This is a genomic window from Actinomyces sp. SKVG-SVH-4(1), assembly GCF_048514265.1.
GTDB classification, from domain to species: Bacteria; Actinomycetota; Actinomycetes; order Actinomycetales; family Actinomycetaceae; genus Actinomyces; species Actinomyces oris.
Genome location: NZ_JBGEVE010000018.1, coordinates 1 through 26281 on the forward strand (window position 1 = coordinate 1; position 26281 = coordinate 26281).

At 69.2% G+C, this 26281-nt stretch carries 22 protein-coding genes, 1 tRNA gene and 1 other RNA gene; 16 read left to right on the forward strand and 8 right to left on the reverse strand.

All coding sequences use genetic code 11. The features are described 5' to 3' along the window. Positions 1 to 71: 71 nt before the first annotated feature. From AB7V09_RS11770 to AB7V09_RS11790, 5 genes are all read left to right on the forward strand, one after another. Positions 72 to 1055 carry a hypothetical protein gene (locus AB7V09_RS11770; protein WP_419143871.1) on the forward strand — a complete coding sequence of 328 codons (984 nt, stop codon included), beginning with the start codon at positions 72 to 74 and terminating at the stop codon, positions 1053 to 1055. 419 nt (positions 1056 to 1474) lie between these two features. Then, positions 1475 to 2665, forward strand: a complete 1191-nt coding sequence (locus AB7V09_RS11775) for a Fic family protein (RefSeq protein WP_419143872.1) — start codon at positions 1475 to 1477, stop codon at positions 2663 to 2665. A gap of 215 nt (positions 2666 to 2880) precedes the next feature. After that, a complete protein-coding gene (locus AB7V09_RS11780; RefSeq protein ID WP_419143873.1) occupies positions 2881 to 3633 on the forward strand; it encodes a potassium channel family protein in 753 nt (250 codons plus the stop codon). A gap of 322 nt (positions 3634 to 3955) precedes the next feature. Further along, positions 3956 to 4753, forward strand: coding sequence for a hypothetical protein (locus AB7V09_RS11785; protein ID WP_419143874.1), 798 nt, complete (start codon positions 3956 to 3958; stop codon positions 4751 to 4753). Continuing rightward, positions 4743 to 5492, forward strand: a complete 750-nt coding sequence (locus AB7V09_RS11790; RefSeq protein ID WP_419143875.1) for a hypothetical protein — start codon at positions 4743 to 4745, stop codon at positions 5490 to 5492. Before AB7V09_RS11785 ends, AB7V09_RS11790 begins: the two co-directional genes overlap by 11 nt. Before the next feature lie 107 nt (positions 5493 to 5599). On the opposite strand, the gene AB7V09_RS11795 is transcribed toward AB7V09_RS11790, so the two are convergent. The 3 genes from AB7V09_RS11795 to AB7V09_RS11805 form a co-directional block, all read right to left on the reverse strand. Next, positions 5600 to 5914 (reverse strand): type II toxin-antitoxin system RelE/ParE family toxin, encoded by a 315-nt coding sequence (locus AB7V09_RS11795; protein ID WP_075414966.1) that lies wholly within the window; start codon positions 5912 to 5914, stop codon positions 5600 to 5602. A 449-nt stretch (positions 5915 to 6363) separates the two neighbouring features. Then, positions 6364 to 7443, reverse strand: coding sequence for an aspartate-semialdehyde dehydrogenase (locus AB7V09_RS11800; protein WP_060956936.1), 1080 nt, complete (start codon positions 7441 to 7443; stop codon positions 6364 to 6366). After that, positions 7440 to 8951, reverse strand: coding sequence for an aspartate kinase (locus tag AB7V09_RS11805; protein WP_419143876.1), 1512 nt, complete (start codon positions 8949 to 8951; stop codon positions 7440 to 7442). The genes AB7V09_RS11800 and AB7V09_RS11805 overlap by 4 nt, the downstream gene beginning before the upstream one ends. 363 nt (positions 8952 to 9314) lie before the next feature. On the opposite strand from AB7V09_RS11805, the gene AB7V09_RS11810 reads away from it, so the two are divergent. The 3 genes from AB7V09_RS11810 to AB7V09_RS11820 all read left to right on the forward strand — a co-directional run bounded on the left by AB7V09_RS11810 (position 9315) and on the right by AB7V09_RS11820 (position 13086). After that, a complete protein-coding gene (locus AB7V09_RS11810; protein WP_419143877.1) occupies positions 9315 to 10739 on the forward strand; it encodes an ATP-binding protein in 1425 nt (474 codons plus the stop codon). Between the two features lie 317 nt (positions 10740 to 11056). Further along, positions 11057 to 12001 carry an ABC transporter ATP-binding protein gene (locus AB7V09_RS11815; RefSeq protein WP_419143878.1) on the forward strand — a complete coding sequence of 315 codons (945 nt, stop codon included), beginning with the start codon at positions 11057 to 11059 and terminating at the stop codon, positions 11999 to 12001. Next, on the forward strand, positions 11998 to 13086 hold the full coding sequence (locus AB7V09_RS11820; protein WP_419143879.1) for an ABC transporter permease: 1089 nt from the start codon (positions 11998 to 12000) through the stop codon (positions 13084 to 13086). Before AB7V09_RS11815 ends, AB7V09_RS11820 begins: the two co-directional genes overlap by 4 nt. 104 nt (positions 13087 to 13190) lie before the next feature. Here AB7V09_RS11820 and recR read toward each other — a convergent pair whose 3' ends face one another. Both recR and AB7V09_RS11830 read right to left on the reverse strand, forming a co-directional pair. After that, complete coding sequence (recR, locus tag AB7V09_RS11825; RefSeq protein WP_003788101.1) at positions 13191 to 13799, reverse strand: recombination mediator RecR; 609 nt, start codon at positions 13797 to 13799, stop codon at positions 13191 to 13193. A 1-nt stretch (position 13800) separates the two neighbouring features. Further along, on the reverse strand, positions 13801 to 17562 hold the full coding sequence (locus tag AB7V09_RS11830) for a DNA polymerase III subunit gamma and tau (RefSeq protein WP_419143880.1): 3762 nt from the start codon (positions 17560 to 17562) through the stop codon (positions 13801 to 13803). 111 nt (positions 17563 to 17673) lie between these two features. On the opposite strand from AB7V09_RS11830, the gene AB7V09_RS11835 reads away from it, so the two are divergent. Beyond that, positions 17674 to 18180, forward strand: a complete 507-nt coding sequence (locus tag AB7V09_RS11835; RefSeq protein WP_419143881.1) for a beta-class carbonic anhydrase — start codon at positions 17674 to 17676, stop codon at positions 18178 to 18180. Positions 18181 to 18198: 18 nt separating this feature from the next. On the opposite strand, the gene ffs is transcribed toward AB7V09_RS11835, so the two are convergent. After that, positions 18199 to 18293: signal recognition particle sRNA small type (gene ffs, locus AB7V09_RS11840), an RNA gene on the reverse strand. A gap of 147 nt (positions 18294 to 18440) precedes the next feature. On the opposite strand from ffs, the gene AB7V09_RS11845 reads away from it, so the two are divergent. The 4 genes from AB7V09_RS11845 to AB7V09_RS11860 all read left to right on the forward strand — a co-directional run bounded on the left by AB7V09_RS11845 (position 18441) and on the right by AB7V09_RS11860 (position 20899). After that, a tRNA-Ser gene (locus tag AB7V09_RS11845) sits at positions 18441 to 18528 on the forward strand. Positions 18529 to 18648: 120 nt separating this feature from the next. Beyond that, a complete protein-coding gene (locus tag AB7V09_RS11850; protein ID WP_419143882.1) occupies positions 18649 to 19260 on the forward strand; it encodes a septum formation family protein in 612 nt (203 codons plus the stop codon). Between the two features lie 246 nt (positions 19261 to 19506). Continuing rightward, on the forward strand, positions 19507 to 19980 hold the full coding sequence (locus AB7V09_RS11855; protein WP_075413956.1) for a septum formation family protein: 474 nt from the start codon (positions 19507 to 19509) through the stop codon (positions 19978 to 19980). Positions 19981 to 20191: 211 nt separating this feature from the next. After that, positions 20192 to 20899, forward strand: a complete 708-nt coding sequence (locus tag AB7V09_RS11860) for a TetR/AcrR family transcriptional regulator (protein WP_101559005.1) — start codon at positions 20192 to 20194, stop codon at positions 20897 to 20899. A gap of 68 nt (positions 20900 to 20967) precedes the next feature. Here the strand turns inward: AB7V09_RS11860 and AB7V09_RS11865 are convergent, their stop codons facing one another. Then, entirely contained in the window at positions 20968 to 22062 is a 1095-nt protein-coding gene (locus tag AB7V09_RS11865; RefSeq protein WP_314157506.1) for a hypothetical protein, read from the reverse strand. A gap of 380 nt (positions 22063 to 22442) precedes the next feature. Here AB7V09_RS11865 and AB7V09_RS11870 point away from each other — a divergent pair, with 380 nt between their 5' ends. Together AB7V09_RS11870 and AB7V09_RS11875 are read left to right on the forward strand one after the other, a co-directional pair. Continuing rightward, positions 22443 to 22781: a hypothetical protein gene (locus AB7V09_RS11870; RefSeq protein WP_003788121.1), complete on the forward strand. Its 339-nt coding sequence runs from the start codon at positions 22443 to 22445 to the stop codon at positions 22779 to 22781. A gap of 156 nt (positions 22782 to 22937) precedes the next feature. After that, complete coding sequence (locus tag AB7V09_RS11875) at positions 22938 to 23513, forward strand: LytR C-terminal domain-containing protein (protein WP_020992016.1); 576 nt, start codon at positions 22938 to 22940, stop codon at positions 23511 to 23513. A 666-nt stretch (positions 23514 to 24179) separates the two neighbouring features. On the opposite strand, the gene AB7V09_RS11880 is transcribed toward AB7V09_RS11875, so the two are convergent. Next, positions 24180 to 25637: a uracil-xanthine permease family protein gene (locus tag AB7V09_RS11880; RefSeq protein ID WP_279014565.1), complete on the reverse strand. Its 1458-nt coding sequence runs from the start codon at positions 25635 to 25637 to the stop codon at positions 24180 to 24182. A 241-nt stretch (positions 25638 to 25878) separates the two neighbouring features. Here AB7V09_RS11880 and AB7V09_RS11885 point away from each other — a divergent pair, with 241 nt between their 5' ends. Next, a complete protein-coding gene (locus tag AB7V09_RS11885; RefSeq protein WP_075413970.1) occupies positions 25879 to 26262 on the forward strand; it encodes a DUF4190 domain-containing protein in 384 nt (127 codons plus the stop codon). Positions 26263 to 26281 lie beyond the last annotated feature (19 nt).

The following is a 26281-nucleotide window of genomic DNA, read 5'->3' on the forward strand; positions in this document are numbered from 1 at the left end:
GCCACCGCCACGAACAATCACAACCGGCAACCACCGGCACCAGATAAACCAGCCTCCACAAAACCCAGGGCTTGACATACCTCCGCACCTGCCCCACTACGAAGACCAGGGTGCTCGGGTGCCTGGGTGCCCTGGCCGCCGCCGGCATCGCGCTCCTCTACCCGCTGATCCTGCTCATAACCGCCTTTGCTCTGGGCGCCCTGGACGAGGCCGTCGCCTACCCGGAGGGCAACGAATCGATAGCCGATGCCGCAACTGTGGTAGGCGCGACACCACTCATTTTCAGCTTCGTGCTGACCTCCGTCATCTTTGGAGCGACCTCCTGCTTCACGGGCACGGACCAGTGGCTCGCCAAGGACGCGACCGTGACCCATCGCGATATCGCGTCGGCACGGTTCCTCCACGTCTCTCAGGACCCCAACAGCCGCGCCGTGGGCATGCTGTGGGCGATGCTCGCGGGCATGCTGGTGACGGCCTCCCCCTTCACCATGATGTCTATCCCGCACTCCCTGGTCTACAGCGATTCCACTCAAGATCTGGCCGTGGGGGCAACCTGGATTCTCGGCCTGGCCCACATCGGCCTGTTCGTGGCCCTGAAACGCGCTGCCGCACGCCGGCGGGCAAGCGCGGTACGCCTGAGAACGTACGGCATGGCGGTCGCTGACCCGAAGTCCTTCTCCCTCCCCCTACCTGCTGGGCGCAACAACTTCAGCATCCAGGAGGCTCCGGCTCGCTGGGGGCGCGTGAAAGTGCAGGCCGTCTACGCCCCACCCGCCGGAGGTGCCGAGCCGGGGCGACCGGTCATCATCCCGCGACTCAGTCTGACGGTGAAACTCTCCCGGCTCGACGACGCCCGTTCCCGGGTCGAGGCCCGGCTCGACGAGGTCTGGCGGGCCACTCAGCTGATACGAACCTCAATCGAGCAGGAGGAGGCAGCCGACGCACCGACATCGGAGGCTGAGACGAATCCGGCTCACCAGTCATCACCCACACCACGGCACCACGATGCAGCCCCTGAGCACATCCAGTCCCAGGCAGAGAACCCCCTCCCTTGAGTGGCGCATCCATCGCTTGATCCCACCATCGACGCCCGACACAGACACTGACCACGACCAGCCCCGACAGACAACACCCCTCCCACGAATGGCGCCTCCACCACCTCACCCAGCCCTGCACAGTGCGGCCGGGGACATTCCACGCGGCCGGGTACACACCGCTCCGGACGGGGACACCCGAAGCGTCCGGGGACAGGATTCCGGTCCCCGACGGCGTCGAACGCCCCCGACCACAACGAAACGTCCCCGACGGCGTCGAAGGCCCCCACCCACAACGGAACCCCACGGCGGCAGTCACCGGCGCACAGCCTCACACATGGCAGTTTCCAGGCACACACCCACCCGCAATGTCCAACAATCCGACATTGTATGCAATCCCCCCTCTTTAGATGTCATACAACTACCATTAGACTGACATCATGGATGTGAGCATGTTCGTCGACGACACCATGGGGGAGCTGGTCGACATCACCGGCTCCGACCCGGTGACCGGCAACTGGCAGCACAAGGCCTTCATCCCCACCCCGCTCGGCTCCGACGAGCCGCCCCTCAGCGGAGGCACCTACCGGATGGTGGCAGCAGCCGGCCGCGCACTGGCCGCCCTCGACGCTACGGCCCAGCAGCTGCCGAACCCCTATCTGCTACGTACCCCCTCCCTACGGCGCGAGGCGCAGTCGACGTCGGCCCTGGAGGGCACATACGCCCCCCTGCGCGAGGTGCTCACCGCCGCCGACGACGCCCCCGCGACCGCCGAGATGACAGAGATCCTCAACTACGTCCGCATGGCCAACAGCGGTTTCCTGTGGGCGCAGGAGGGGCGTCCTATCACCCTGTCGCTGATCGAGGATCTTCAAGGCGAGCTCATGCGGGGCACTCCCCTTGAGTCCGCTTCAGGTCGCCTGCGCGACACCCAGGTCATGATCGGCCGCCGCACCGGTGCGCACAGCACGAACCCGATCCATGCGTCCCAGTTCGTTCCCGTACCGCCCGGGGATCCTCTTCGCGCCGGCATGCGAGCCCTCGTCGACTGGCTGCATCAGGACCACACGGGAGACATCGACCCGGTCATCGCCGCAGGCATGGCCCACTACCAGTTCGAGACGCTTCACCCCTTCCGGGACGGCAACGGGCGCCTGGGGCGGTTCCTCGTCGTGCTCACTCTCCTGAACTCGGGTGTTCTCAGCGAACCCACGCTGACGGTCTCGCCGTGGTTCGAGGAGCGTCGCGCCGAGTACTACGACGCGTTGCTGCGAGTCAGCACCCACGGCGACTGGGACACCTTCCTGACCTTTTTCTCCCAGGGACTGGCCGCGGCGGCCACCAACACGCGCCACCAGATGCTCGCCCTGTCCGCGGCGCACCAGAGCCTCAAGGAGACGGTGCGCGCCTCCAGCCTGCGGTCCGCGCACGCTCTTGACCTTGTCGACTTCGCGGTCGCAAATCCGAGCTTCACGGTGCGTAAGGTTGAGGCGGCCCTCGGCATCTCGTACGGGCGAGCCAATGGCCTGGTTGCCCAGCTGACTGACATCGGGGTACTCGACGTCATCGAGACCGGCTCGCAGCCTCGCCGCTTCGCCGCCCCTGTGGTCCTGAAAGTCCTCCTCACCTGAGCCCGGCGGCCCCGCCCTCCAAGACGGACGGGGACATTCCACACGGCCGGGTGCACGCCTCCCCGGACGGGGACACCCGACGCGTCCGGGGACAGGATTCCCGTCCCCGACGGCGTCGAAGGCCCCCGGCTGCACAGAAATGTCCCCGCAGCGTCGACCGCCCCCGCCGGTGAGGCCTACACAGTTTTAACCGAGGCGCCGTCTACCATCGAGACATGCCGACTGACATCAGCCCGGGCACTCGGCTGCGGGCGTGGGAGCGGGCCGCGGAGTGGCCTCTGGCCGGCGCCGCCGTCGTCTTCCTGGGCGCCTATGCCTGGGAGGTACTCACCAACGCGCAAGGCGCAGCCAAGGAGACGGCCGAGTTCGTGATCGGCGCCGTGTGGGCGCTGTTCGGACTCGACTATCTTGTCCGCCTGGTCCTGGCGCCGAGCCGGGGCCGCTGGTTCCTCCGCCACCTGCCCGACCTGGCGATCATTGTCCTGACGATCCTGCGGCCGCTCAGGCTCCTGCGCCTGGTGACGCTCGTGAGCATCATGCAGCGCAGCGCCGGCACCGCGCTGCGGGGGCGCATCACCCTGTATACGGCCGGCAGCGCCGCCCTGCTCATCTTCACCTCGGCACTGGCCGTGCTGGATGCGGAGCGTCATGAGCCGGGCTCCTCGATCCAGTCCTTCGGCCAGGCCCTGTGGTGGGCGCTGACGACGATCACCACTGTCGGCTACGGCGACACCTTCCCGCTCTCCACGCAGGGGCGCTTCATCGCGGCGCTGCTCATGATCGGCGGGGTGGCGCTCACCGGCGTCGGCACGGCGACCCTGGCCTCGTGGATCGTCTCACTGGTCGAGGAGGAGAACGCCGAGCAGGAGGCCGCGACGCGGGCGCAGGTGGCAGCCCTGCAGCAGCAGGTCAGCGAGCTGAGCGAGCGCATCGACCGTCTTCTGGAGGCACCCGACTCGGGCAGGTGAGAGCACGCTCCGCCTCTCGGACCGTCACCGTCCACCACACAATAATCGAGCCGGGCAGACCAGTCCTCCTCCCGCGGCTCAGCCCTACGACGGCGCTGCCCCCACGCTCCAGAGGCACCTGCCCCTCTCCCCTCGTGCGCCAACACGGCCAGCCGTCCTGACATCACCACATACCGCTATTCGGCGGATCCCAACCGCCGACACGGATGATTTTCTTCACTACACTTCCCGACGACGCACCACCCAGATCGAGCCACTGTGCCACCGCACCCCGGCAACACGCCCGGCACCTCCCAACCCTTGAGAAGAACAGCATCGCGACATGAACGAGGACAAGCCGTTTCAGCCGCTGCGCATACCGGCGGCCGTCATCATCAGCGCCTTCACCGTCATTGCACTCACAGAGATATACGGGCTCGACACCGAATCCACGTCATTCGACTTGCCCACAACCATTGTCATCCTCATTTTCTGGATGATCTCTACAGGGGTGGCCACATGGAATTCCCCGCAAGCACAAGGGGCCGCAAGCACAGTATTCACTATCACCGCCCTCATTGGCGAAATGATACCAACAAGCAGTGAGTACGATCAAGGCGACCTTTCAAGAATCTCTCCCACCTTGTGGATACTGTCTGGCATCATGTGCGGATCCGCCGTAGCAACATGCACCGCCATCAACCGCATGAGCAAGCATCGCTCGTCTCTCGACATCAAGGGCCTGATTCTTGATAAGATTGCGGTAGTGACACTTGTCAGTATCCTAGCGTCCGCACCTCTTGTCAGCGCATCATATCCACGCTTATGGGCCTCATCCGGAGATCTCGGAGCAGCTATCACTGCTTTCTTTTGCGGTTTTGCAATGACCTCGCTCGCTGGCATGGCGCCCTCCGTCTCGTTGATCTACCTGGCTATCACCATCAGCCGCTACTACACGTTCGACGACGCAGATGCGGCGAGGAGCTACCTGGTCGAGACTCTCCCCCTCCCTCTTCTCGCCATCTCCGCCACAGCCGGACTGCTCACCATGTACCACGACAAGCGGCCACGGTCGCCCACGTTGGGGAAAGCCTTAAAATCCAGCACCTCAGCACAGCAAAAGGACACCCATGAGTCATGAGACCTCGTTCCAGCAACTACGCACGCCGGCGGCGGCTCTCGCCTCCATCACCATCGTTCTCAGCCTGCTGGAGGCCCGGGCTGCAGGCCTGCATGACACTGACACCATCTGGTTCATGCTGGCCCTCATCGGCGTATCGGCCACGCTTCTCGGACTTGCATCACGGAGTTCGTGCCGCGCTCAAGGGTTATCGGGCACCGTCTTCGCCGTCATCGCAACCACGGCAGTGGACCTGCCGGCGACCGTCGAGGAGCACATCGACATTCACCTCTCTCAAGTCGCACCCACACTGTGGGCACTGTCCGGCATCATGTTCGGCACCGCTGTTGCCACATGCCTGACTCAAGGCGGCTGGCACCGGCGCCTCATTCAACGCGAGGCACCCACAACTTCCCTGGCCACCATGTCCGTCCTCGGCTTCCTACTCGGGATCGTGTTCTCCTTGCCGCTCGTGTCACGTCCCGAGGTATTCACTTCCCTGCACACGGGAATCCTGCTCGACGCGGCTGTTTACTTCCTCTGCGGCGCCGTCATCACCCTGCTCACCGCGGTGTCCCCGATCGTTCCCCTCACCTGCCTCGTCTCTGTGCTCATCGGCTACGTCGTGACGGATGGCCTCGAGGACGCCGTACGCTACTCCGTCGCAGTCGTCCCCGTGCCGATCGTCGCCACCGCAGTCACGGTTCAGTTCTTCAACATCCACCGGCTCGCGGCGACGTCGTCGTCCACCACGCAGTAACCGAGCCGGGCACTTCTCGCGCGGCCCGACCGAAGAACGGTCGCCTCACGCGAAAGATGCCCGGCTCGGCGCGGAGGGCTACGCCGCACACAGATTCGCAAGCTCAGTCATTCATCGTCGGCACGCAGAAGCGGACCATAGTCGCGCCCGCCGTAGTAGACGCCGATGATCTCAATCATCTCATCGGTGATGGCGAAAGCGATGACAGCACGTCGGCGAAACCCGATGGTGCGCAGGCCGGGGCGGATGTCGTCGCGAGCGCGACCAACCATTGGGAAGTCGGCCAACGCATCGCACCGGTCCATCAGCGCGGTCACGTAGGCCTCGGCGCGATCAGGGAAGCCCGACTCGTGTGCGATCCAGTCGTAGAGATCGGTCAGATCACGCTGCGCCTGCGGAGAGTATCCCACACGCCGGGTCACAGATCGCCCTCACGCCTCAGAGGTCCGGCGGGAGTGATGGGCCGCGATGTGGGCACGCACCTGCGAGGCATTCAGGGCCAACGAGGGATCAGCCCTCAGCTCGTCATACGCCGGCGCCACATCGCCGCGCAGCCAGGCATCAACGGCCTCCTCACGGGCGAACAGCTCCCGGAGTCCATCAGTGACTGCCTCACTGCGGTCGGTGTAAGCACCCGATGCGACGCGCTGCTCCAACTCGTCCGCCAGATGAGTTGGCAGAGTGACACTCACTTGTCTGCTCACAGGACACCTCCTCTCCTCTGATGGACGGGACTCTACACCGGGCTCCTGGGAAGATCGGCGGCCGCACTGACCGCGCAGGCACCGAGCCGGGCACGTCCCGCGCAGCCCGACCGTAGAACGGTCGCCTCACGCGAAAAGTGCCCGGCTCGGCGAAAGAGAGGACCCGGTCAGCCCCGCAGCTCGGCGGCCACCAGCTCGGCCAGCTCGACGGCGTTGAGGGCCGCGCCCTTGCGCAGGTTGTCCCCGACGGCGAAGAACTGCAGGCCGTGGCCCGGCGCGAAGGCCTGGTCGGCGCGCAGACGCCCCACGAAGGTGCCGTCGCGGCCGGCGCCCTTGAGGGGGCTGGGCACGTCCTCGTAGGTGACGCCGGGCGCCGCCTCCAGCAGCTCGCGGGCACGCTCGACGCTGATCTCGCGCTCGAACTCGGCGTTGATGCTGAGCCCGTGGCCGGAGAACACCGGGATGCGCACGCAGGTGCCGGAGACCAGCAGGTCCGGGATCCCCAGGATCTTGCGGGACTCGTTGCGCAGCTTCTGCTCCTCGTCGGTCTCACCGGAGCCGTCACCGGCGTCATTCCCGGCCCAGGCCACGGCGTTGAAGGCGATGGTGTCGACGTAGACCTCCGGCGCGGGGAACTCGACGGCCCGCCCGTCCAGGGCCAGGCCCTCCATGTCCTCGTTCACGACGGCGCGCACCTGCCCGGCCAGCTCGGCCACCCCGGCCCGACCCGATCCGGAGACAGCCTGGTAGGTGGAGACGATGAGGCGGATGAGCCCGGCCTCCTCGTGCAGCACCTTGAGGGCCGGCATGGCCGCCATGGTGGTGCAGTTGGGGTTGGCGATGATGCCCTTGGGGCGCTCGCGCAGCGCGTGCGGGTTGACCTCGCTGACCACGAGCGGCACCTCGGGGTCCTTGCGCCAGGCCGAGGAGTTGTCGACGACGACGGCCCCGGCCTCGGCGAAACGCGGGGCGTGCTCGCGCGAGGCCGCGCCCCCGGCGGAGAAGATGGCGACGTCGATGCCGCTCAGGTCCGCGGTGGCGACGTCCTCGACCTCGACCTGGGCGCCGCGGAAGTCCACGACCGTCCCGGCGCTGCGGGCCGAGGAGAAGAAGCGCACCGAGCGGGCGGGGAAGTCGCGCTCGGCCAGCATGGCGCGCATGACGCGGCCGACCTGGCCGGTGGCCCCCACGACGGCGACGCAGACGCCGTCGGCCACTCCGGTGTAGGTGTTCACGGGATTGCTCATCGTCCGGTCCCTCCGTAGACGACCGCCTCGGCGGCCTGGGCGTCGAGGCCGAAGGCGGAGTGGACGGCGCGCACGGCCTCGTCGAGTACGGCGTCGTCGACCACCACCGAGATGCGGATCTCGGAGGTGGAGATCATGTGGATGTTGACCCCGGCCTCGCTCAGCGAGCCGAACAGGCGCGCGGAGACCCCCGGGTTGGAGCGCATGCCGGCCCCCACCAGGGACAGGATGCCGATGTCGGGGTTGAAGTGCAGGCTTCGGAAGCCCAGCTCCTCGCGGGCGGCCTCGAGGGCCTCGCGGGCGGCGGCGGAGTCGCCGTCGGGGCAGGTGAAGGAGATGTTGGTCAGGCCCGTCCCCTCGGCGGAGACGTCTTGGACGATCATGTCGATGTTGGCGTCGGTGCCGGCCACGATCGCGAAGATGCGGGCGGCGGCGCCGGGGACGTCGGGCACGCCCACGAGCGTGATCTTGTCCTGGCTGCGGTCGTGGGCGATTCCGGAGATGACGGGGGCTTCCACGTGGTCCTCCTTGGCGGTCGGGCGGGGGCGGGCCTGGGCCCGCGCTGCGATGGCATTGCGGTGCGCGGTGTCGACGACAGAGGCCGAGGGCCCCTCGTCGAGCCCGGCGGGGTCTGAGGGCGAGGCGGAGGCGGCTCCCTCGGCCTGCGAGGCGGCCGGGCTCGCGGCGCTCGGGGCACTGGCGGCGCTGTCGGTGTCGGCGGCGACGACGTCGTCAAGCTGGGCGGCCACGACCGAGGGCACGAAGGCGCCCTCGCGGCGGCCGTCGTAGATCCAGGTCCCGGTCTTGTCGGAGAAGGAGGAGCGCACGTGCAGCGGCACCCCGAAGCGTCGGGCGTACTCCACGGCGCGCAGGTGGAGGATCTTGGCGCCGTGGGCGGCCAACTCCAGGGTCTCCTCGCTGGAGAGGGACTCGATGCGCTTGGCGGTGGGGACGATGCGGGGGTCGGCGGTGAACAGGCCGTCGACGTCGGTGTAGATCTCGCAGACGTCGGCGTTGAGGGCGGCGGCCAGGGCGACCGCGGTCGTGTCGGAGCCGCCGCGGCCCAGGGTGGTGGTGTCCTCGACCTCGTTGATGCCCTGGAAGCCGGCGACGATGGCGACCGAGCCGGTCTGGATGGAGCGGGCCACGCGCTCGGGCAGCACGCCGACGATGGAGGCCTTGCCGTACTTGGAGTCGGTGAGGACGCCGGCCTGGGCGCCGGTGTAGGCGCGCGCCGGGACGCCGAGCTCGGAGACGGCCATGGCGAGCAGGGCCACGGAGATGCGCTCACCGGCGGACAGCAGGATGTCCATCTCGCGGGCGGGGGCGTCGGTGGTCAGGGCGGCAGCCTGGTCGAGGAGCTCGTCGGTCGTATCCCCCATCGCGGAGACAACGACGACGACCGTGTTACCGGCCTGGCGGGTGGCGACGATGCGCCGGGCGACGCGCCGCATCGCGTCGACGTCGCTGACGGACGAGCCGCCGTACTTCTGGACGACCAGTGCCATAAGGCGCTCCTCGGGTCCTGGAATCAGTGCGTGTCTAGCATCAGGTGCTCCGCGCCGGTGCGGGCGTCCTGGCAGAGGCTTCCGGGGGTGGAGCCGTCGCCGTGCGGCGCCCACGACGACGTGGCTGGGGTCAAGCATACGGTGCGCCGTGTTGCCTGCACATCACGCGGCCCGCAGCCCCGACCCGCGGCTCCCGACCCCCACCCCGCACCGCCCTGGCCCCACACTTCGACAGAATCTTCAGAATCGACCCGGAGCCGCGTCGTTTCTGAAGTTTTGGTCGAAGTGTCGACGCGAGGCGGGCCCGAGAGCCATCCCACTCACGCCCACTCTTACATACTCTAAAAATGTTAGAGTAGACCCATGGGCCACGACGACATCGATGCGCTACTCAACCTCCCCATCAACGAACGCGGTGAGCGACTGGCTCAGACGCAGGAGAACCAGTGGTTCGAACGCAAATCCATCCGTGTTGACCAGAAGAGCTTCGCCAAGGCCATCATCGGGATGGCGAACGCGGAAGGTGGAACCGTCATCGTCGGCTTGAGTGAGAAGCGGGTCGAGGGGACCGACTCCACACCCTCTCAAACCAACAGGCTTCGCCAGGTACCGATGACCATGGTGGCTCCACCACTGCGCGTCCACTTCCGGGAGGTCCCAGTGATGAACGACGACGGCACACAAGACCATCTTCTCGTCGCCCAGGTACCTCCCAGCCGACACGCACACCGGCGCAGTGACGGAACAGCCTTCCTGCGCATGGGTGACTCCACCGTGAAGCTTGACGGCCCGATGTGGGAAGAGCTCGTCTACGACCGGGAGGCCGAGACATATGAGGCCCAGCCCGCCGGTATTACGATGGCCGACCTGAGCGGAAAGGCAATCGATCGACTACGAGCGGAGATCGGCGCACACGGAGACGACAGCCACGTCTTGCGCAGCCGCAGCCTCCTGACACAGGACGGCAAGCCCACCATCGCCGCGCTCCTGCTCTTCGGCGCTGCACCCGAGCAGCTTCTGCCACAGGCACTGGTGCGCGTCCTACGCTACCGAGAGGACGAAACAGGCACCGGGGCACGCCAAACCATGGAGGCCGACGGCGATCGACGCCTCGAGGGCACCATCCCGGACGTCATCGCCAGAGCGGCTGAGCTCATCGATCAGTGGGCCCCTAAGCGCAGGGCTCTGAAGAACGAGGGGACCTTCGGCCCGACGGACATCATCCCCCGGGACGCCTGGCTGGAGGCCGTGGTGAACGCCGTCGTCCACCGCTCTTACTCGATGGCCGGGGACCACATCCGTGTGTCGATCTTCCCCCACCGTATCGAGGTTTCCAGTCCGGGCCGTTTTCCCGGGATGAGCGATCCGAGTCGCCCACTCGAGATCGCGCGATACGCACGCAACCCGCGCATCGCCAGGGTGTGCGCGGACCTCGGGATCACGCAGGAGCTCGGCGAGGGCATGAGGCGCATGGTTGACGACATGCGCCAAGCCGGTCTCGCGGACCCTCACTATCGTCAGACCTCAACCAGCGTCATCGTGAGGCTGGATGCGACGTCGGCCATCTCGAGCGACGTCATTGAGAGACTGCCTCACGGCTCGCTCGAGGTCGTCACGCTCCTGCGAAGCACCGGGCCATTGGGCACGGGGGAGATTGCGTCGGGCGTCAACGCATCCCGCCCTACGGTCCTGCGGTGGCTCAAGACGCTGCGCGAAGAGGGACTGGTGGAGAGAAGAGGGCAGTCACCTCGAGACCCGCGAGCCACATGGTACGTCCCCGGCACCTGATCCCCCGCCTCTGCCGCCTCACTGCCCGCAGCAGAGTCCTCCGGCCACCCACTGACATCTACTCTAAAATATTGAGAGTAGCGACGTGAACCTGCAGAACGTTGGGATGACAGGGAACAACTCGCCTCGAACGGCGCTACTGCCAACCTACTCGAACGCTACTCGAAGCTCTCTCAACAGCCGCCGGACCACACTTCGACAGAATCTTCAGAAACGACGCGGCTCCGGGTCGATTCTGAAGTTTTGGTCGAAGTGTCGACGTGAGGCGGGCCCGGCTTCCACCCACCGGGCCCGCGCCGACGACGTAGCCTGGCCGTATGAGCATTGAAGTCTCCCAGCTCACCCGTTTCTTCGGTCAGGCGCCGGCGGTGCACCAGCTGGACATGTCGGTGCCCAGCGGCGCCGTCACCGGCCTGGTCGGCCCCAACGGCGCCGGCAAGACCACACTGCTGCTCATGCTTGCGGCCCTCCTGGCCCCGGACCACGGGACGATCCGGGTGGCGGGCCTGGACCCGGTGACCCAGCCGCGCGAGGTACATCGTGCCGTGGGCTGGATGCCCGACACCTTCGGCACCTGGGACTCCCTGACCTGCACCGAGATCCTCCTGACCTTCGCCGCCGCCCAGGGCATGGACGCCGACGCCGCCCGTACCCGAGCCGTCGAGATGCTCTCCCTGGTCCACCTCGAGGAGATGGCGCGCATGCCCGCCCGGGTCCTGTCCCGCGGCCAGAAGCAGCGCCTGGGCCTGGCGCGCGCCCTCATCCACGCCCCCAAGGTCCTGCTCCTGGACGAGCCAGCCGCCGGCATGGACCCGCGTTCGCGGGCCGACCTGCGCGTCCTGCTGCGCGACCTGGCCTCGGGCGGCACCACGATCCTGCTCTCCAGCCACATCCTCACGGAGATGGAGGAGATGGTCGACGGCGTCGTCTTCATGTCCCACGGGACCGCCGTCACCTCGCCGCCGGGGTGGGGCCCGGCGCCCGGCCAGGCGGGCTCGGGAGCGCCAGCCCCGCTCCCGATGCAGCGGACCTGGCGGATGCGGGCCCTGGACGCCGGGCGACTGGGCCAGTGGACACGCTCCGCGCAGCTGCCCGTCACGGCGGAGGAGGACGGCGCCGTGCGCCTCCCGGTCGCCGACGACGCGGCCGCGGCCCGCCTGCTGCGAAGGGCCGTTGAGGCCGGGGTGGAGGTCGTCTCCTTCGCCCCGCTGTCCGGAACCCTGGAGGAGACCTACCTGGCTCTGGAAGGAGAACGCCGATGACCTGGACCGGTGTGCGCACCATCATGGTGCTCGAGCTGCGTCAGCGGGTGAGGGCCACGCGCTGGCGCATCATGCTGGGGATCTGGCTGACGGTCCTCATCGTCCTGTGCGGCGGGCTGGTGATCGCCGTCGAGACCACGAGCTCCACAGGCCCGTCCAACGACTTTCTTCTGACGCTCTACGACATCGTCGTCTGCTTCGTGCTGGGGATCGGGCTCATCGTCGCCCCCACCTTGTCGGCGACCTCCATCAACGGTGACCGGGCCGACGCAACCCTGGCACTGCTGCAGGCCACGGCACTGCGCAGCCAGGAGATCGTCGTCGGCAAGCTGCTGGCGGCCTGGGTGGCCGCGATCGCCTTCCTGGGGGTGGCGGTGCCCTTCCTCATCGGCTTGACGGTCGCGGGCGGTTCGCACTGGCAGGCCCTCCTCGCCCACCTGGTCATCCTCGTCTTCACCCTGGGGGCGGTGTGCGCCATCGGCCTTGGCTTCTCGGCGCTGGCGGCGCGGCCCTCGGCCTCGGCGGTCCTGACCTACCTCGTGGTGGCCGCCCTCGTCGTCGGGACTCCACTGTTCATGGCCATCAGCTCACCCCTGGCGGTCGGCAACCAGACACTGGTGACCTACAGCCTGGACTACGACAAATCCACCAACGGCACGCTCGTGTGCAAGACCGACCCCGAGGTCTCCGTCGAGGAGGTCACCCACACCGATCGGATCTGGTGGCTGCTGGCCCCCAACCCCTTCATCATCCTGGGGGACGCCACCGCCCACGCGCCCCGTCGGCTCGACGGCTGGGGCCACCGCAGCAGCTACTCCCCGCTGGAGGCCACGGGTTCGTGGACCGACGAGCTGCGCGACCCCAAGCCCGATCGGGTCGTCAGCAACTTCTGTAAGAACCGGAAGGGCTCCTCCGACGATTCTTCCAGCAGGCGCGACAGCGAGGCTCCCGTGGCCAAGCACCTGGTCTTCTGGCCCGCGAGCCTCGTGGTGCTCATGGCTCTGGGGGCCGGCGGCGTGGTGACGGCCAGCAGACGTCTGCGCGTCCCGGCCGGCCGACTGCCGCGCGGCGTGCGCCTGGCCTGACCCTCCCGCCCTGAGCCGGCCGGGCATTCTTCGCGCAGCCCTCCCGACACTCTGTTGGCGGCGGTGAAAGATGCCCGGCTCGCGGCGAGAAGCGCAGGGGGCGGTCAGTCCTCGACGCGGCGTCGGCCCTCGAAGGCCCGCCCGAGGGTGACCTCGTCGGCGTACTCCAGGTCGGCGCCCACGGGCAGGCCGGAGGCGAGCCGGGAGACTGGCACGGCCATGGTGCGCAGCATGCGGGTGAGGTAGGCGGCGGTCGCCTCGCCGACGACGTCGGGGTCGGTGGCCAGGATGACCTCCTCGACCTCGCCGTCTCCCAGGCGGCTGAAGAGCTCGCGCACGCGCAGGTCGTCAGGGCCGACGCCGTTGATGGGGTCGATGGCGCCGCCGAGCACGTGGTAGAGCCCCCGGTACTCGCGGGTGCGCTCGATGGCGACGACGTCCTTGGGCTCCTCGACGACGCAGATGACGCGCTGGTCGCGGCGGGGGTCGCGGCAGATGGCGCACTGGGGGGCCTCGGCGATGTTGCCGCAGGTCTCGCAGAAGCGGACCTTGGCCTTGACGGCGCGCAGGGCCTCGATGAGGCGCTCGACGGCGGCCGCGTCGGCGGCGAGCACATGGAAGGCCATGCGCTGGGCGGACTTGGGGCCGATACCGGGCAGCTCGCCGAACTCGTCGATGAGGTCCTGGACGGCGCCTTCGTAGACGGCGGGCATGTCAGCGTCCTTCCTGGGTCACGGTGACCTCTTCGATGACCTGGGCGCCAAGGATCCGTTTGACGACCTCGAGACCGACGACGCCGGCGTCCTCGGCGTCGGGGTCGTCCTCGCTGGGGGTGTCGTCGGCCAGGGAGTCGGTGTCGGCCTCCTGGGCGGCGGCGCGAGCGGCGGCCATGGCGGCGGCCAGGCGTGAGCCGGCGATGCCCGACGGCGCCCAGGTGGACTCGTCCTCGGGTGGGGCGCTCGAGGCGCTGGGCTCCTCGGGGGGCGGGCCCGGGCTGAAGGGGCTCGACGCCGTCCCCTCCCAGGTGACAGGGGCCAGGCCGGGGGATCCTGCGGTGGTCTCCGAGGAGCCGGGGGCGTGTGACGCGCTGCCGGCCCCGGGCGCCTGCGGGGACGGGGAGGAGGACGTCTGCTGGAAGGACTGGGAGGCCGCCGGAGCGGACGCGGCCCCGCCGGGAATCTCCGGCAGGGCGCGCAGACGGTGGACGGTGGCCAGGGGCGCCTCGTCGGGCGCCTGCGCGGCGGGGGCGGAGCGGGACTGGGCGGGTGAGGCGGAGGCAGCTGGGGCCGAGGTGGGGGCCGGAGCGGACTGGGGGTCGGTGGGCGCGGGGGATGCAGGCAATCCTGAGCCTGCGCCTGAGGAGGGCCCGGGCGGCGGGGACGAGGGCGCGGAGGCGGATGCCGACTGGGCGGGCACAGTTCCGCCGCCGGGGACGGCGACCGGGCCCCAGCCGTCGTCCAGATCGGTGCCGCCGCCGGCGGGCGCGGAGACCGGGGCCGGGGCCGAGCCCCCGCCGGGGATCGCGACGGGCCCCCAGCCGTCGTCGGGATCGGAGGGGTTCGCGGAAGCGGGGGATGCCGGCGGCGCCATGGGAGCAGCGGTGGGCGCCGGGGACGCGGAAGCGACGGAGGCGGCCGGGGATGCTGGGGAGACCGCCTGGAACTCGGTGGGGGCGGCGGGATCGACGCCGACCTGAGCCGGCTGCGGCTCGGGCGAGGTCGCGGCCTCCTGGGCGACGGCGGCCGGGGCTGGAGCGGCGGAGTGCCCAGCAGAGCCGCTGGGCTCATCAACACTGAGAGCCCCACTGACGTAGCCGGAGTCCTCGGCGTAGGGATCGGCACCCCAGTCGTCCTCGGGCGGGGGCTCGGGGATCGGGGAGCCGTCGTCCCAGGTGGTGGAGACGGGACGGTGCGCGCCGGGGCGGTCGGCAGGCTCGACGTCGGTGGGCCGTGCCGGCGCAGCGGCGGATGACTGCGCCGCCGGGCCCTGGGTGGGGCGGCCGGCGTCGTGGGCAGCGCTGGTGGGGTCGTGAGTGGCGAGCGCCTGGGGGTCGGGAGCGGATGCGGCGACCGGCTCACCGGTGGAGCCGTGCAGCACCGCATCTGCGGCGCTGTCGCCAGAGCCACCGGCGCTACTCACGACGGCCGGGGCCGCTGCTTCGGCCGGATCTTGGCCGCCGGAGTGCGTCCCGATGCCGTTGACATCCTGCTCCCCGCTGCTGGCGGCCGAGCCCGCTGAGTCGAAGGCGCCGGCCTGCGGTCCGGGTCCGCTCGGGTCTGCGTCAGGGGCACCGCCACCGTCGAAGCCCTGCGGCCCGCCGTGACCGGCCCCGTGGCTGACGCCGGAGCCGTCGCCGGCGGTGTGCGCCGTCTCCGCTCCGGAGGGGGCAGCGCCGGGGCCGCCCGGTCCTTGCGGTCCACGCGGGCCGCCTGAGCCGCCCGGGCCACCGGGGCCTCCGGGACCGCCCGGTCCGTCGTCGCCGGCGACGATGGCGTGCACCTCGAGGCGTAGGCCCAGGGCCTGATGGAGGGCCGCGGAGAAGATGGGGCCGTGTCCGCCGTTCTCGAAGGCGCCCACGAGGCCGGGGGCGGTGAACAGGAGCGTGAAGACGCCTCCGGAGACGGTACCCGGTCGGGAGTTGGGGCCGACCAGCGCCCAGGTGGCGCGCCGCGAGCGCTTGGCCGCCTCGAGGACCTCCTCCCAGCGGGTGCGGATCATCTCCGCGTCGGCCGCCTCGCCCCCGCCCGAGCTGCCAGCAGCGACACCGCCCTGGGCGACGGGTGCTGAAGGCGCGGCAGGGGCCGCTCCCCAACCGGCGCCTGCCTGGGCAGCGGGGGCCGAGGGAGCGGCGGGCGCGCTCGGGGCGGCCGGGGCGCCGGCCGGCTCGGCTGCGCGTGGGGACTGCCCGGCCGGTCGCGAGGCCGCCGCGGCCGAGGGTGCGGAAGGCCCCGGCGAGGCGGCGGCGCCGTCAAGCGGGCCGTCCCAGCTGACGGCGGGGCCCGCCTGCGAGGCCGGTGCGGTCGATGTCGGGCCCGCGGCAGGCGCCGAGGGCGCAGCAGGGGCCGCCCCCCAACCGGCATCGGAGTGGGGCGCCTGAGGGGAGGCGGGCGCCGGGCTCCCGCCTCCCTCCGGTCCTCCGGCGTTCTCGGGCCGCTGGCCTCCACGCCGGCCGGCGGCCTCCGCGGAGGCCTGGCGGGCGATCTGGGCGGCCATCTCACGTCCCGACCCGGCGGGCACAGCACCGGCGCTACTTCCGGCCGCTCCAGTGCCCGCGCCGGCGCCTGCACCACCGGGGGCGGGTGAGGCCATCGGTCCGGCGCTCCCAGCAGGCCCGGCCGCACCCCCGGCAGCAACGCCACCACCTCTGGCGGCGCCACCGGCAGGGATGAGCAGGCGGGCCACGAGCAGCTCGAGCTGGAGACGCGGGGAGGTGGCGCCGACCATGGCGGTCAGGGCCTGGGCGGTGGTATCAGCGGCCCGGGAGAGAGCAGCGGCCCCCATGGTGCGGGCCTGCAGGTCCATGCGTTCGAGCTCGTCGACCGGCAGGGAACCCAGCGCCGCGCCGGCCTCGGAACCGGCCAGGGCGATGACGAGCAGGTCGCGCAGCCGGGCCAGCAGGTCCTCGACGAAACGACGGGGGTCGTGCCCGGAGGAGACGACCCGGTCCACCACTCGGAAGACGCCGGCGCCGTCGGAGGCCGCGATGGCGTCGACGCACTGGTCGAGCATAGTGGTGTCGGTGTAGCCCAGCAGGGCGACGGCCCGCTGGTAGTCGACGCCGCCGTCGTGCGCCCCGCCGATGAGCTGGTCCATGACGGAAAGGGTGTCGCGCACGGAGCCGCCGCCGGCGCGCACCACGAGGGGGAAGACGCCGGGGCCGATCTCGACGCCCTCGGCCTGGCACAGATGACCGAGGTAGCCCTCGAGGACGTCGGGCGGGACGAGACGGAAGGGGTAGTGATGGGTGCGCGAGCGGATGGTGCCGATGACCTTCTCCGGCTCGGTGGTGGCGAAGATGAACTTCACGTGCGCCGGCGGCTCCTCGACGAGCTTGAGCAGCGCGTTGAAGCCCTGCGCGGTCACCATGTGGGCCTCGTCGAGGATGAAGATCTTGTAGCGGTCGCGGGCCGGTGCGAAGGCGGCGCGCTCGCGCAGGTCGCGGGCGTCGTCGACGCCGTTGTGGCTGGCGGCGTCGATCTCGACGACGTCGAGGCTGCCGGGGCCGCCGGTGGCCAGGTCCCGGCAGGAGGGGCAGGTGCCGCAGGGGGTGTCGGTGGGGGCCTGGGCGCAGTTGAGGCAGCGGGCCAGGATGCGCGCCGACGTCGTCTTGCCACAGCCGCGCGGGCCGGAGAAGAGGTAGGCGTGGGTGACGCGGTCGGCCCGCAGCGCCGCCATGAGCGGAGCGGTGACGTGGTCCTGCCCGATGACCTCCTGGAAGGTGTCGGGGCGGTAGCGGCGGTACAGAGCGGTGGTCACGGCCCGAGCCTAATCGGCCGGGCCGACACCGTGCGAGGCTCCGGGCGGGTCGGGTGCCGTCTGGCACGATGGGCGGGCCGGCGCGTCGCCGACTGGAGGAACGGAGGAACCATGACCGTCACCGAGGCTCTTGTCTCCCGCAACGCCGCCTACTGCGCCGAGGTCCTCGCCCGCGGTGGCCTGGCGGCCAAGGGGAAGCAGAAGGTCGCGGTCGTGGCCTGTATGGACTCGCGCGTGGACGTCTTCGCGGCCCTGGGGCTCGCCCCAGGCGAGGCGCACGTCATCCGCAACGCCGGCGGACTGGTCACCGAGGACACGATCCGCTCCCTGTCGATCAGCCAGCACCTGTTGGGCACCGAGGAGATCGTCCTCATCCACCACACTGGCTGCGGCATGCTCTCCTTCACCGACGAGGAGCTGTGCTCCGCCCTGGAGGCGGACACCGGCGCGAGGCCGACCTGGGCGCCGGGGGCCTTCACCGACCTGGCCGACAGCGTGCGCCAGTCGATCGCCCGCATCAAGGCCTCACCCTTCATCCCCCGCACCGACGCCGTGCGCGGCTTCGTCCTGGACCTGGCCACCGGCCGCCTGGCGGAGGTCGACGCCGCCGCGGCGTGAGCCTCCGCCGTCCGGGCACGTGAGGACCCCTCGCGCACCCGCCAGAGCCTGCTTACCCTTGCTACCTTCCGGTCCTGGGGGATTCACTGGATGACGCCGCACGAGGGGCCGAGCGAGAGACTACCCGATCCGGCCCCCGGTTGCGAACCGTCCCGACCGGCCTCGCGTGACAGATCCCACCACCCCGGGCTGGCCCCGGGGATGGGCGTTCCGATATATTCCTTTCTCGTTGCACGTGGTTGTCGCCGCGTGGAGCGCCTGGAGGATTCGCCTAGTGGCCTATGGCGCACGCTTGGAAAGCGTGTTGGGTGCAAGCCCTCGGGGGTTCGAATCCCCCATCCTCCGCCACCACCCCGGGATCTGAGCGATCCCGGGGTTTTTCCATCCTCCCCTCCGTGCCGCGCAGCAGGCTCCCGATCAGGTCTCCTCCCCATCGACGCCGCCTCCCGCTCCTGCCACGATGACCCCATGCGCACGAACATCCCATCCCTCATCGCCCTCCCGATGGCACTCCTCCTCGCCGTGAGCCTCAGCGCCTGCGACGAGGAGGCGGTGGGCACACCCTCCACTCGGCCCTCCTCCTCGGCCACGGCCGACCCCACGGACTCCCCCAAGGACGAGCCCTCTCAAGGCTCCGACGCCACCCCCTCGGCCACTCCTCAGGCCGACGCCTCCGCCAGTTCCAGCGCTAAAGCGGAGGGCGAGGCCAAGACCGTGAGCATCCAGGATCTCAAGACCGGCAACTGCGTCTCCGAGATGGTCAACGGGACCGAGCAGGGCGGAACGGATGCCACGGGCGCGAAGCTCGTCGACTGCTCCACACCCCATCAGTACGAGGTAACCGGGACGGGGCAGTCCACAGCCTCCACCTACGCCGAGGCGAGCACCTCGGATGAGGTCACCGCCGTCTGCAACCCGGTGCTGGAGAAGTACGTCGGCTCCTCATCCAAGGCCAAGAAGTACCGGGTGGCGGCCCTGACCCCCTCACAGTCCTCCTGGGACCAGGGGGACCACTCGTTGGTCTGCTTCGCCCAGAACCGGGATAACACACCATTGAATAATTCCATCAAGAACTCCTAGTCTGTCCCCAACGAGCAGGACGGCCGCACACGGGCGAACCACGAATGGAGGGGACCACTTCTTCCTTCCCACGCCTCGTGAACACTGTCCAGCCTCCCACTCCGGCCGGGTGGCGACTCTCCGTCTCTCCGTCTCATGTCGCCACCCGGTCCTTATCCCGGATTATTCAGCCGCCTTTCCGGCCGCAACCAGGAACCTGCAGAAAACCGGCACAATGCCGCCATTCCGACTGTTACGGTTCGACCCATGCGCACCCGGACCACGCTCCTCACCCTCCCCGTCGCCGCCGCCGTCACCATGGGGCTGGCCTCCTGCAGCCTGTTCTCCTCACAGACCACCACCGCCACCAAGGACCTCGAGGTCGGGCAGTGCTACAACACGGTGAGCAAGGACTCCGGCGGGGATCATGCGATCGGCGAGGTCGTCGTCGTCGACTGCTCCAAGGCGCACACCTACGAGGTCATCGCGCAGACCACCTTCAGCGACGACATCAAGGAGTTCCCCAAGCCAGAGGCACGTGACTCCCTGGGGCAGGGCTTCTGCCTGGGCGAGGACTTCACCAAGTACGTCGGGATCGAGTCCGGCAAGACCAACTACCAGGTCGAGTACCTCACGCCAGGCGAAGGCACCTGGGCCCAGGGCGACCGCAAGATCACCTGTGTCGTCACCCAGGGGGACAAGTCACAGGTCAAGGGCTCGGCCAAGAACTCCAAGAAGTAGCCCCCTGTCGCCGTCTTTCCGGGCGGCCGCGGCCACCCCGAAACCCTGAACAACACTGAATATCGCGTCGATAGCCTTTCATAAAATGAGGCCAGCCGTCACACTTTTCCGGGAGCGCCGACCCCGATCAAGCGCCGCGTTCTTCCGGAACTTCTCGAGTTGGAGAGGAGGCCGGCATCGCGCGCAGCTGCAGCGCTCGTAATCTCCTGGAGTGACCAGTGACGCCCTCAGTGCACCGCAGCCCGGCGCTCCGCTCGACGACGAGCCCTCCGAGCGCCGCCCTGGTCGCCCGCGCCGTCGAGGCCCCAGACGTCGCCCGGGCGAAGGCGGCAGCCGACCGTCCTCCACCCAGGAAGCAATCCTGACCGCCGCACGCGAGTCCTTCCTGACCCAGGGGTATGAGGGAACCACCATCCGCGCGGTGGCCCGGGCGGCCGGCGTGGACCCGGCACTCGTGTCCTACTACTTCGGCTCCAAGGGGGACCTGTTCGGGGCGGCAGTCAACCTGCGCGTGCGGGCGAGTCAGGAGATCGCCACCGCCATCAGCGGAGATCTCCTCTCGGCCGGCCCCCGGCTGGTGCGCCTGTCGCTGACAGCCTGGGACGACGACGCCGACGGCGCGACCTTCCGCAGCCTGCTGCAGTGGATGGCCACCGACACCCGCAGCCCGGAAGCGATCCAGAACTACGCCACCGAGCAGGTCGCGGCTCCGATGGCCGAGGCCCTTGAGCAGTCGGGCCTGTCAGTCGCCTCGCCGCGCGAACGGGCCACCCTGGCCGGCTCCCAGCTGGTGGGACTGGCCATGATCCGCTACGTGCTGCGCCTGGAGCCCATCGCCAGTGCGAGCATCGACCACCTCGCGGAGGTCGTCGGACCGACGATCCAGCGCTACCTCACCGGCCCGCTGCAGTCCGCGTGAACAGGGTTCGCCCCGGTGACACGTCACCGGGGCGAACACAGGCGTACCGAGGATGTCTCGGGTTCGGCTCAGAAGGTCTCGTAGCGCCCCGAGCTGAGGAAGACGCCGTGGCCGGTCTCAGTGTTGCGGCAGGTCATGCCGGTCTCCTCGGAGCTGCACACCCAGGAGCCGAAGGTGACGGACTGGCCGTACTCCACCACCTGGGGCGAAGAGCCGCCACCGCGGAAGGCCTCATCGAGAGAGAAGGCGCCCTCACTGCGGCCGGCGAGCTGCGGAGTTCCCCCGGAGCTGAGGTCGAACCACCACTTCGGCGAGCCCGCCTCATCCTTGCCGTAGGTGCCGTTGGAGCGGTAGGACAGCACACCGCAGCCCGCGTAGTGGGCGGACAGGTCGCAGCCGATGTTGCCCGACGGCGACACGATCATGGCGGTCTTCTCCGAGACGAGGTTGCCCGGGACGAAGGACGTCGCCTGGCTGGGCTGCTCGTCGGCGGGGGCGGCCGGCTCGGCCGGGTTCTCGGCGGGCTTGTCGGCAGGTGCCTCGGCCGGCTTGTCGGCCGGTGCCGGCTGCGCGTCAGCAGGTTTGTCAGCGGGCTTGTCGGCAGGCGCCTCAGCCGGCTTCTCGGCGGGCTTGTCAGTCGGCTTCTCGGCCGGCGCCGGCTGCTCCGCGCGCTTCTGAGTCTCAGGGGCCGGGGAACTGGGTGTCTGAGCGGATCCGGCATAGGGCTTACCGGCGTCGTCGGTCTTCCCCTGAGCCTGAGGGGCCTTGGAGGCGCCGCTGTTCTGCTGCCCCGGAGCGTCCGTCTTGCCGGGGGCCAACGCTCTAGTGGCGTCGGTCCCGCTGGCGGCCGGACGGGGCTCGTTGGCCCGCGGGCTCGCGGGACGGGACTGGGAGCCGGAGGGCTGCGACGCGGAGGAGTCGGCGGGGCCCTTACCGGTGGGACTGGGAATGCGAGGAGAGGCGTGCCCCGACTTCTGGCCGGAGGTCGCCTTGGCACTGGCCGTCGACTGCGCCTTCGCAGATGACGATGAACCCGTGGTGCCCTGCTGATTGGCGTTGGAGGCACCACCGGACTGACAACCGGCCAGAAGCATGGCGGTCGAGGTGAGAACAACAAGGGACAGGGGAATGGTGAAGCCGCTTCGGCGGACCGCGATGGTCATGGCTGCGGCATCCTTTCGGTCGAGGTCGGTGCAGCGAACACGGTACTAGAGCCGCGAAGCAGAGGGGAACAGTCCGAAGGTCAGGCATGCCGCCGATTTCCGGCATCAGACATCCCACCCTCCCAGTAAACCACCAGATATCGCAGCGATAACGCCAATCACAAAGAGATGACGAAATCGCCGTCCTATCGGCCACATTCCAACTAGTGAGACAGATAACGGAAGCGACTCCCCACCTCGGAGGGGCCCGGACAGGCTGAACCCAGCGGACCGGCGCCCCGGGACAAGTCGATCCTGTCGATGCAGTCGACGTCGTCGATGTTGGACGACCCACGGCTCCCCCACGCACCTACGGCCGCTTCATTCACTAGGATGTTGCCGTGATCTTCAAGGCAGTACGCGAGAGGCCCCCCTACCCCGACCATGGGGTCACCACTCAGCGCGATTGGGCCGTCATCGCACCTCGACAGATCCGCCTGGCCGATCTCACTACCACCCGCGCAACCCTCGATCTGCGCAGCCTCCTGGATGACGACTCCACCTTCTACGGCGACCTGTTCGCCCATGTGGTCTCCTTCAAGGGGGACCTCTACCTGGAGACCGGGCTGCACCGGGCACTGCGTGCCGCCCTGCAGGGGCGCACCGCGATCCACGCCCGCATCCTGGAGGTCACCGAGGAAGGGGTGCCGCGGCTCGCCCCGGCACCGCCGAGCGCCTGATCCTCGCCGGCAGCACCCGGCAACCCGCCCAGCACCCTGGTCCACGGCTCGGTCCCATGTCACATCGAGCCCACCACCACCCGATGAGCGCCGTCGTCCATTACCCTGGTTCGCGTGAGTAGTCCCGCAGATCCGCGCGCCGAGTACCGGCGGCACATGCAGCACCGTCAGACCACCGTCATCGGCGCCATCCTGGCCGTCATGGTGGTCGCGGTCGCCGTGAGCCTCCTGGTATCGCTGGGCATCCTGCCCGCCTACAACCCGGGCTTCTCGCAGCCCAAGAGCACGGCGACCTACGTGCCCCAGACCTGCCCGCCCAGCGGCGCCAAGACCGTCGACGTCACCACGATCGAGAAGATCAACATCTACAACGGCTCGGAGACGGTGGGGCTGGCAGCCACGGTGCAGCAGGAGCTGGAGGAGGCCGGTCTGACCGTCACCTCGGCGAATGACTGGCCGGGAGGCATCTACAACGGCGAGGTCCAGATCATGGCCTCCAAGGGCGGCCTGACCAACGCCTACTCCCTGGCCCAGATCTTCCCCAAGTCCACGGTGCAGCTCGACAAGAGCCTGTCCGACGACGACACCACGGTCTCGGTGGTCCTGGGCAAGGAGTACCTGCAGAACGCACTGAAGTCGGACGAGATCAAGCTCCTCGGCGCCGACAAGCCCATCACCGCCCCCAGCGACTGCGTCCCGGCGGACAAGGCCGCCACGAAGAAGCCCAGCTGACCCCGGGGCCGCCCGGTCCGGGCAGGAGCGTCCCGACGACGACTCCCAGCCTCGATGGCTTCCGCCTCGATCGAGGACGTACTTCTCCGACGAGGACTGCGCTGTCCCCCAGTCGACTGGGAGCTGACCTCAGTCATCTGGAGGAGAAGGACGTTCTGGGCGGTAAACGCAGTTCCCGATTCAGAGCGTCATAGCGCCTGAGACGCCGGCTCACGTGCGGTTCCAGGATGGGGCCGGCGCTCGCGCGGGGCCCGGAGGCCGTGATTCGACGCCGGCTCCACCCTGAGCCTCACCTCGGGCCGGCCTACTCCACGAGGGTCGGGATCCACTGGCCAAGGGTTGTGCGTACTGCACGAAGGCCCCACCTACCCGCAGTACACCCAACCCTCCTCCAGTAGCACCCCACCCTCGTGCAGTACACGCCCCACACCACCCGAGCGACAGCGAGCCACCGAACCAGCCCCCACCGAGGAAGCGAGCAGTACGTGTCGCGTACTCAGCTCTCCCCACCGGCGTCTTGCGCTGCCATGGCAAGAAACCCTCAGGAGCATCAGGCAACGCCCCATGACGCCAGTGGCAGCCGATGTGCCGAACCGAGCACATCGACTGCCACATCTCCTTCCGCTTTCGGCGACGCCTACCGGCGGGGCGGCTCAGGCTCGGCTCTCACCGACCCTTCTCAGCGCCATCGGTGCTCGACGACGTCGGAGCCTCCGCCGCCGAGGCGGCTGAGGGCGAGTGGGCGGCGCGGCTGGAGTAGGCCGGGCCCTCCAGCTCGGTGCCGGCGGGGGCGGAGGCCGGGGAGGCCTGCTCCAGGTTGGTGCCGCGCAGCTTCGAGATCCAGCGCATGGCGTGGTAGACGCCGATGGCCGCGGCCGAGCCCAGGGCGATGCCCTTGAAGGTCATGTCGCCCCAGACCAGGGTGTAGTCGGCGATGGCCACCACCATGGACACGGCCGCCGTGTTGAGGTTGACCGGGTCGGAGAAGTCCACACGGTTCTGCACCCAGATGCGCACCCCCAGCATGCCGATCATGCCGTAGAGGACCGTGGCCGCCCCACCCAGGACGCCGGCGGGGATCGAGGCGATGATCTGGCCGAACTTCGGCAGGAGGGACAGGCCCAGGGCGCTGAGTGCCGCCACCACGTAGGCGGCGGTGGAGTAGACGCGGGTGGCGGCCATGACGCCGATGTTCTCCGCGTAGGTGGTGGTGCCCGAGCCGCCGCCGCTGCCGGCGAGCACGGTGGACAGGCCGTCGGCGAACAGGGCCCGGCCGGTGACGTCGTCGAGGTCCTCCCCGGTCATGGCCGAAACGGACTTGACGTGACCGATGTTCTCGGCGACCAGGACGAGCACCACGGGGATGAACAGGCCCAGGTAGCGCACGTCGAAGGCCGGGGCGTGGAAGTCGGGCAGCCCCAGGACGGGGGCCTTGGCGACGGCGTCGAAGTTGACCTCCCCGCGCAGCACCGCGGTGACGTAGCCGATGAGCACGCCGAAAAGGATCGCCAGGCGCCCGATGAGGCCCTTGAACAGCACCGTGATGACCAGGATCGAGACGATCGTGACGACCGCCGTCACGGGGCCCTTCGTGACATTGCCCCAGGCGGCGGGGGCCAGGTTGAAGCCGATGAGGGCGACGATCGCTCCGGTGACGATCGGGGGCATGAGACGGTCGATCCAGGCCGACCCGACCAGGTGGACGATGATGCCCACCACCAGCAGGCACAGCCCCACCGAGATGATCCCGCCCTGCGCGAGGGCGGCCTTGTGGGGGTCAAGAGGGATGTCGACGAAACTCCCGTTCCTGTCCATGCGCCCGGTCACGGCTCCGATGGGGGCGAGGAGCGCGAAGGAGGAGCCCAGGTAGCTGGGCAGGCGCCCGGAGGTGATGCCCAGGAACAGCAGGGTGCCCACACCGGTGAAGAACAGCGTCGTCGCCGGGTCGAAGCCGGTCAGCAGCGGCACCAGGAAGGTGGCGCCGAACATGGCGACGACGTGCTGGACACCGATGCCGATGGTGCGCGGCCAGGTGAGGCGCTCACCGGGGGCGACGACCTCGCCCGGAGCGATGGACCGGCCATCGCCGTGCAGGCGCCAGCCACGAGAGGGAGAAGAGGACACGAGTGAGCTCCTGCCTAAGCAACGAGGGAATGGCTGCGTCCCGTGGGAAATCCTCTCGCAGGAGACCCGCGGGACGCTCGGCAGGACCCGGCAGAGCCTGCCGGAACTTCAGCATAGCCCCTGCTCGGTGGGCCCGCGGACCGGGCTCCTCGCGGGCACCTTCCGGCCACCTGGCGGCTCCCAACTGATTCGTCCGCGGGAAGGATGCCGTCTGCGGGCGCCGACGGTGCATGATGTGGTCATGAGCACCGTCGGGACCTCCACGCCAGGACAGAGCGCGCCACGCTTCTCGCCGAGCTCGGAGCAGTACGTCGACGGGCTCCCCCAGGGATTCGTCTTCCCCGGAACCGAGAATCTCGATCCGGCAGAAATCTTCTCCGGCCCCGGCTACACCGCACCCCGCCCCCACAGTGACTCCGGGGCGACGGCCGCCCTGGTGTGCGGACTGCTCAGCTTCATCCCCCTCGTCGGCGTCGCCGCGATCATCCTGGGCATCGGTGCGCTGCGGCGCCTGCACCACAGCTATGACTCCGGTGAGGGACTGGCCTGGCTGGGGCTCATTCTGGGAGCCATCTCCGTCATCCTGTGGTCCTGCGTCCTCATCCTCGTGCTGTTCGTGATCTAAAGGCCACAGGGCCACGCCC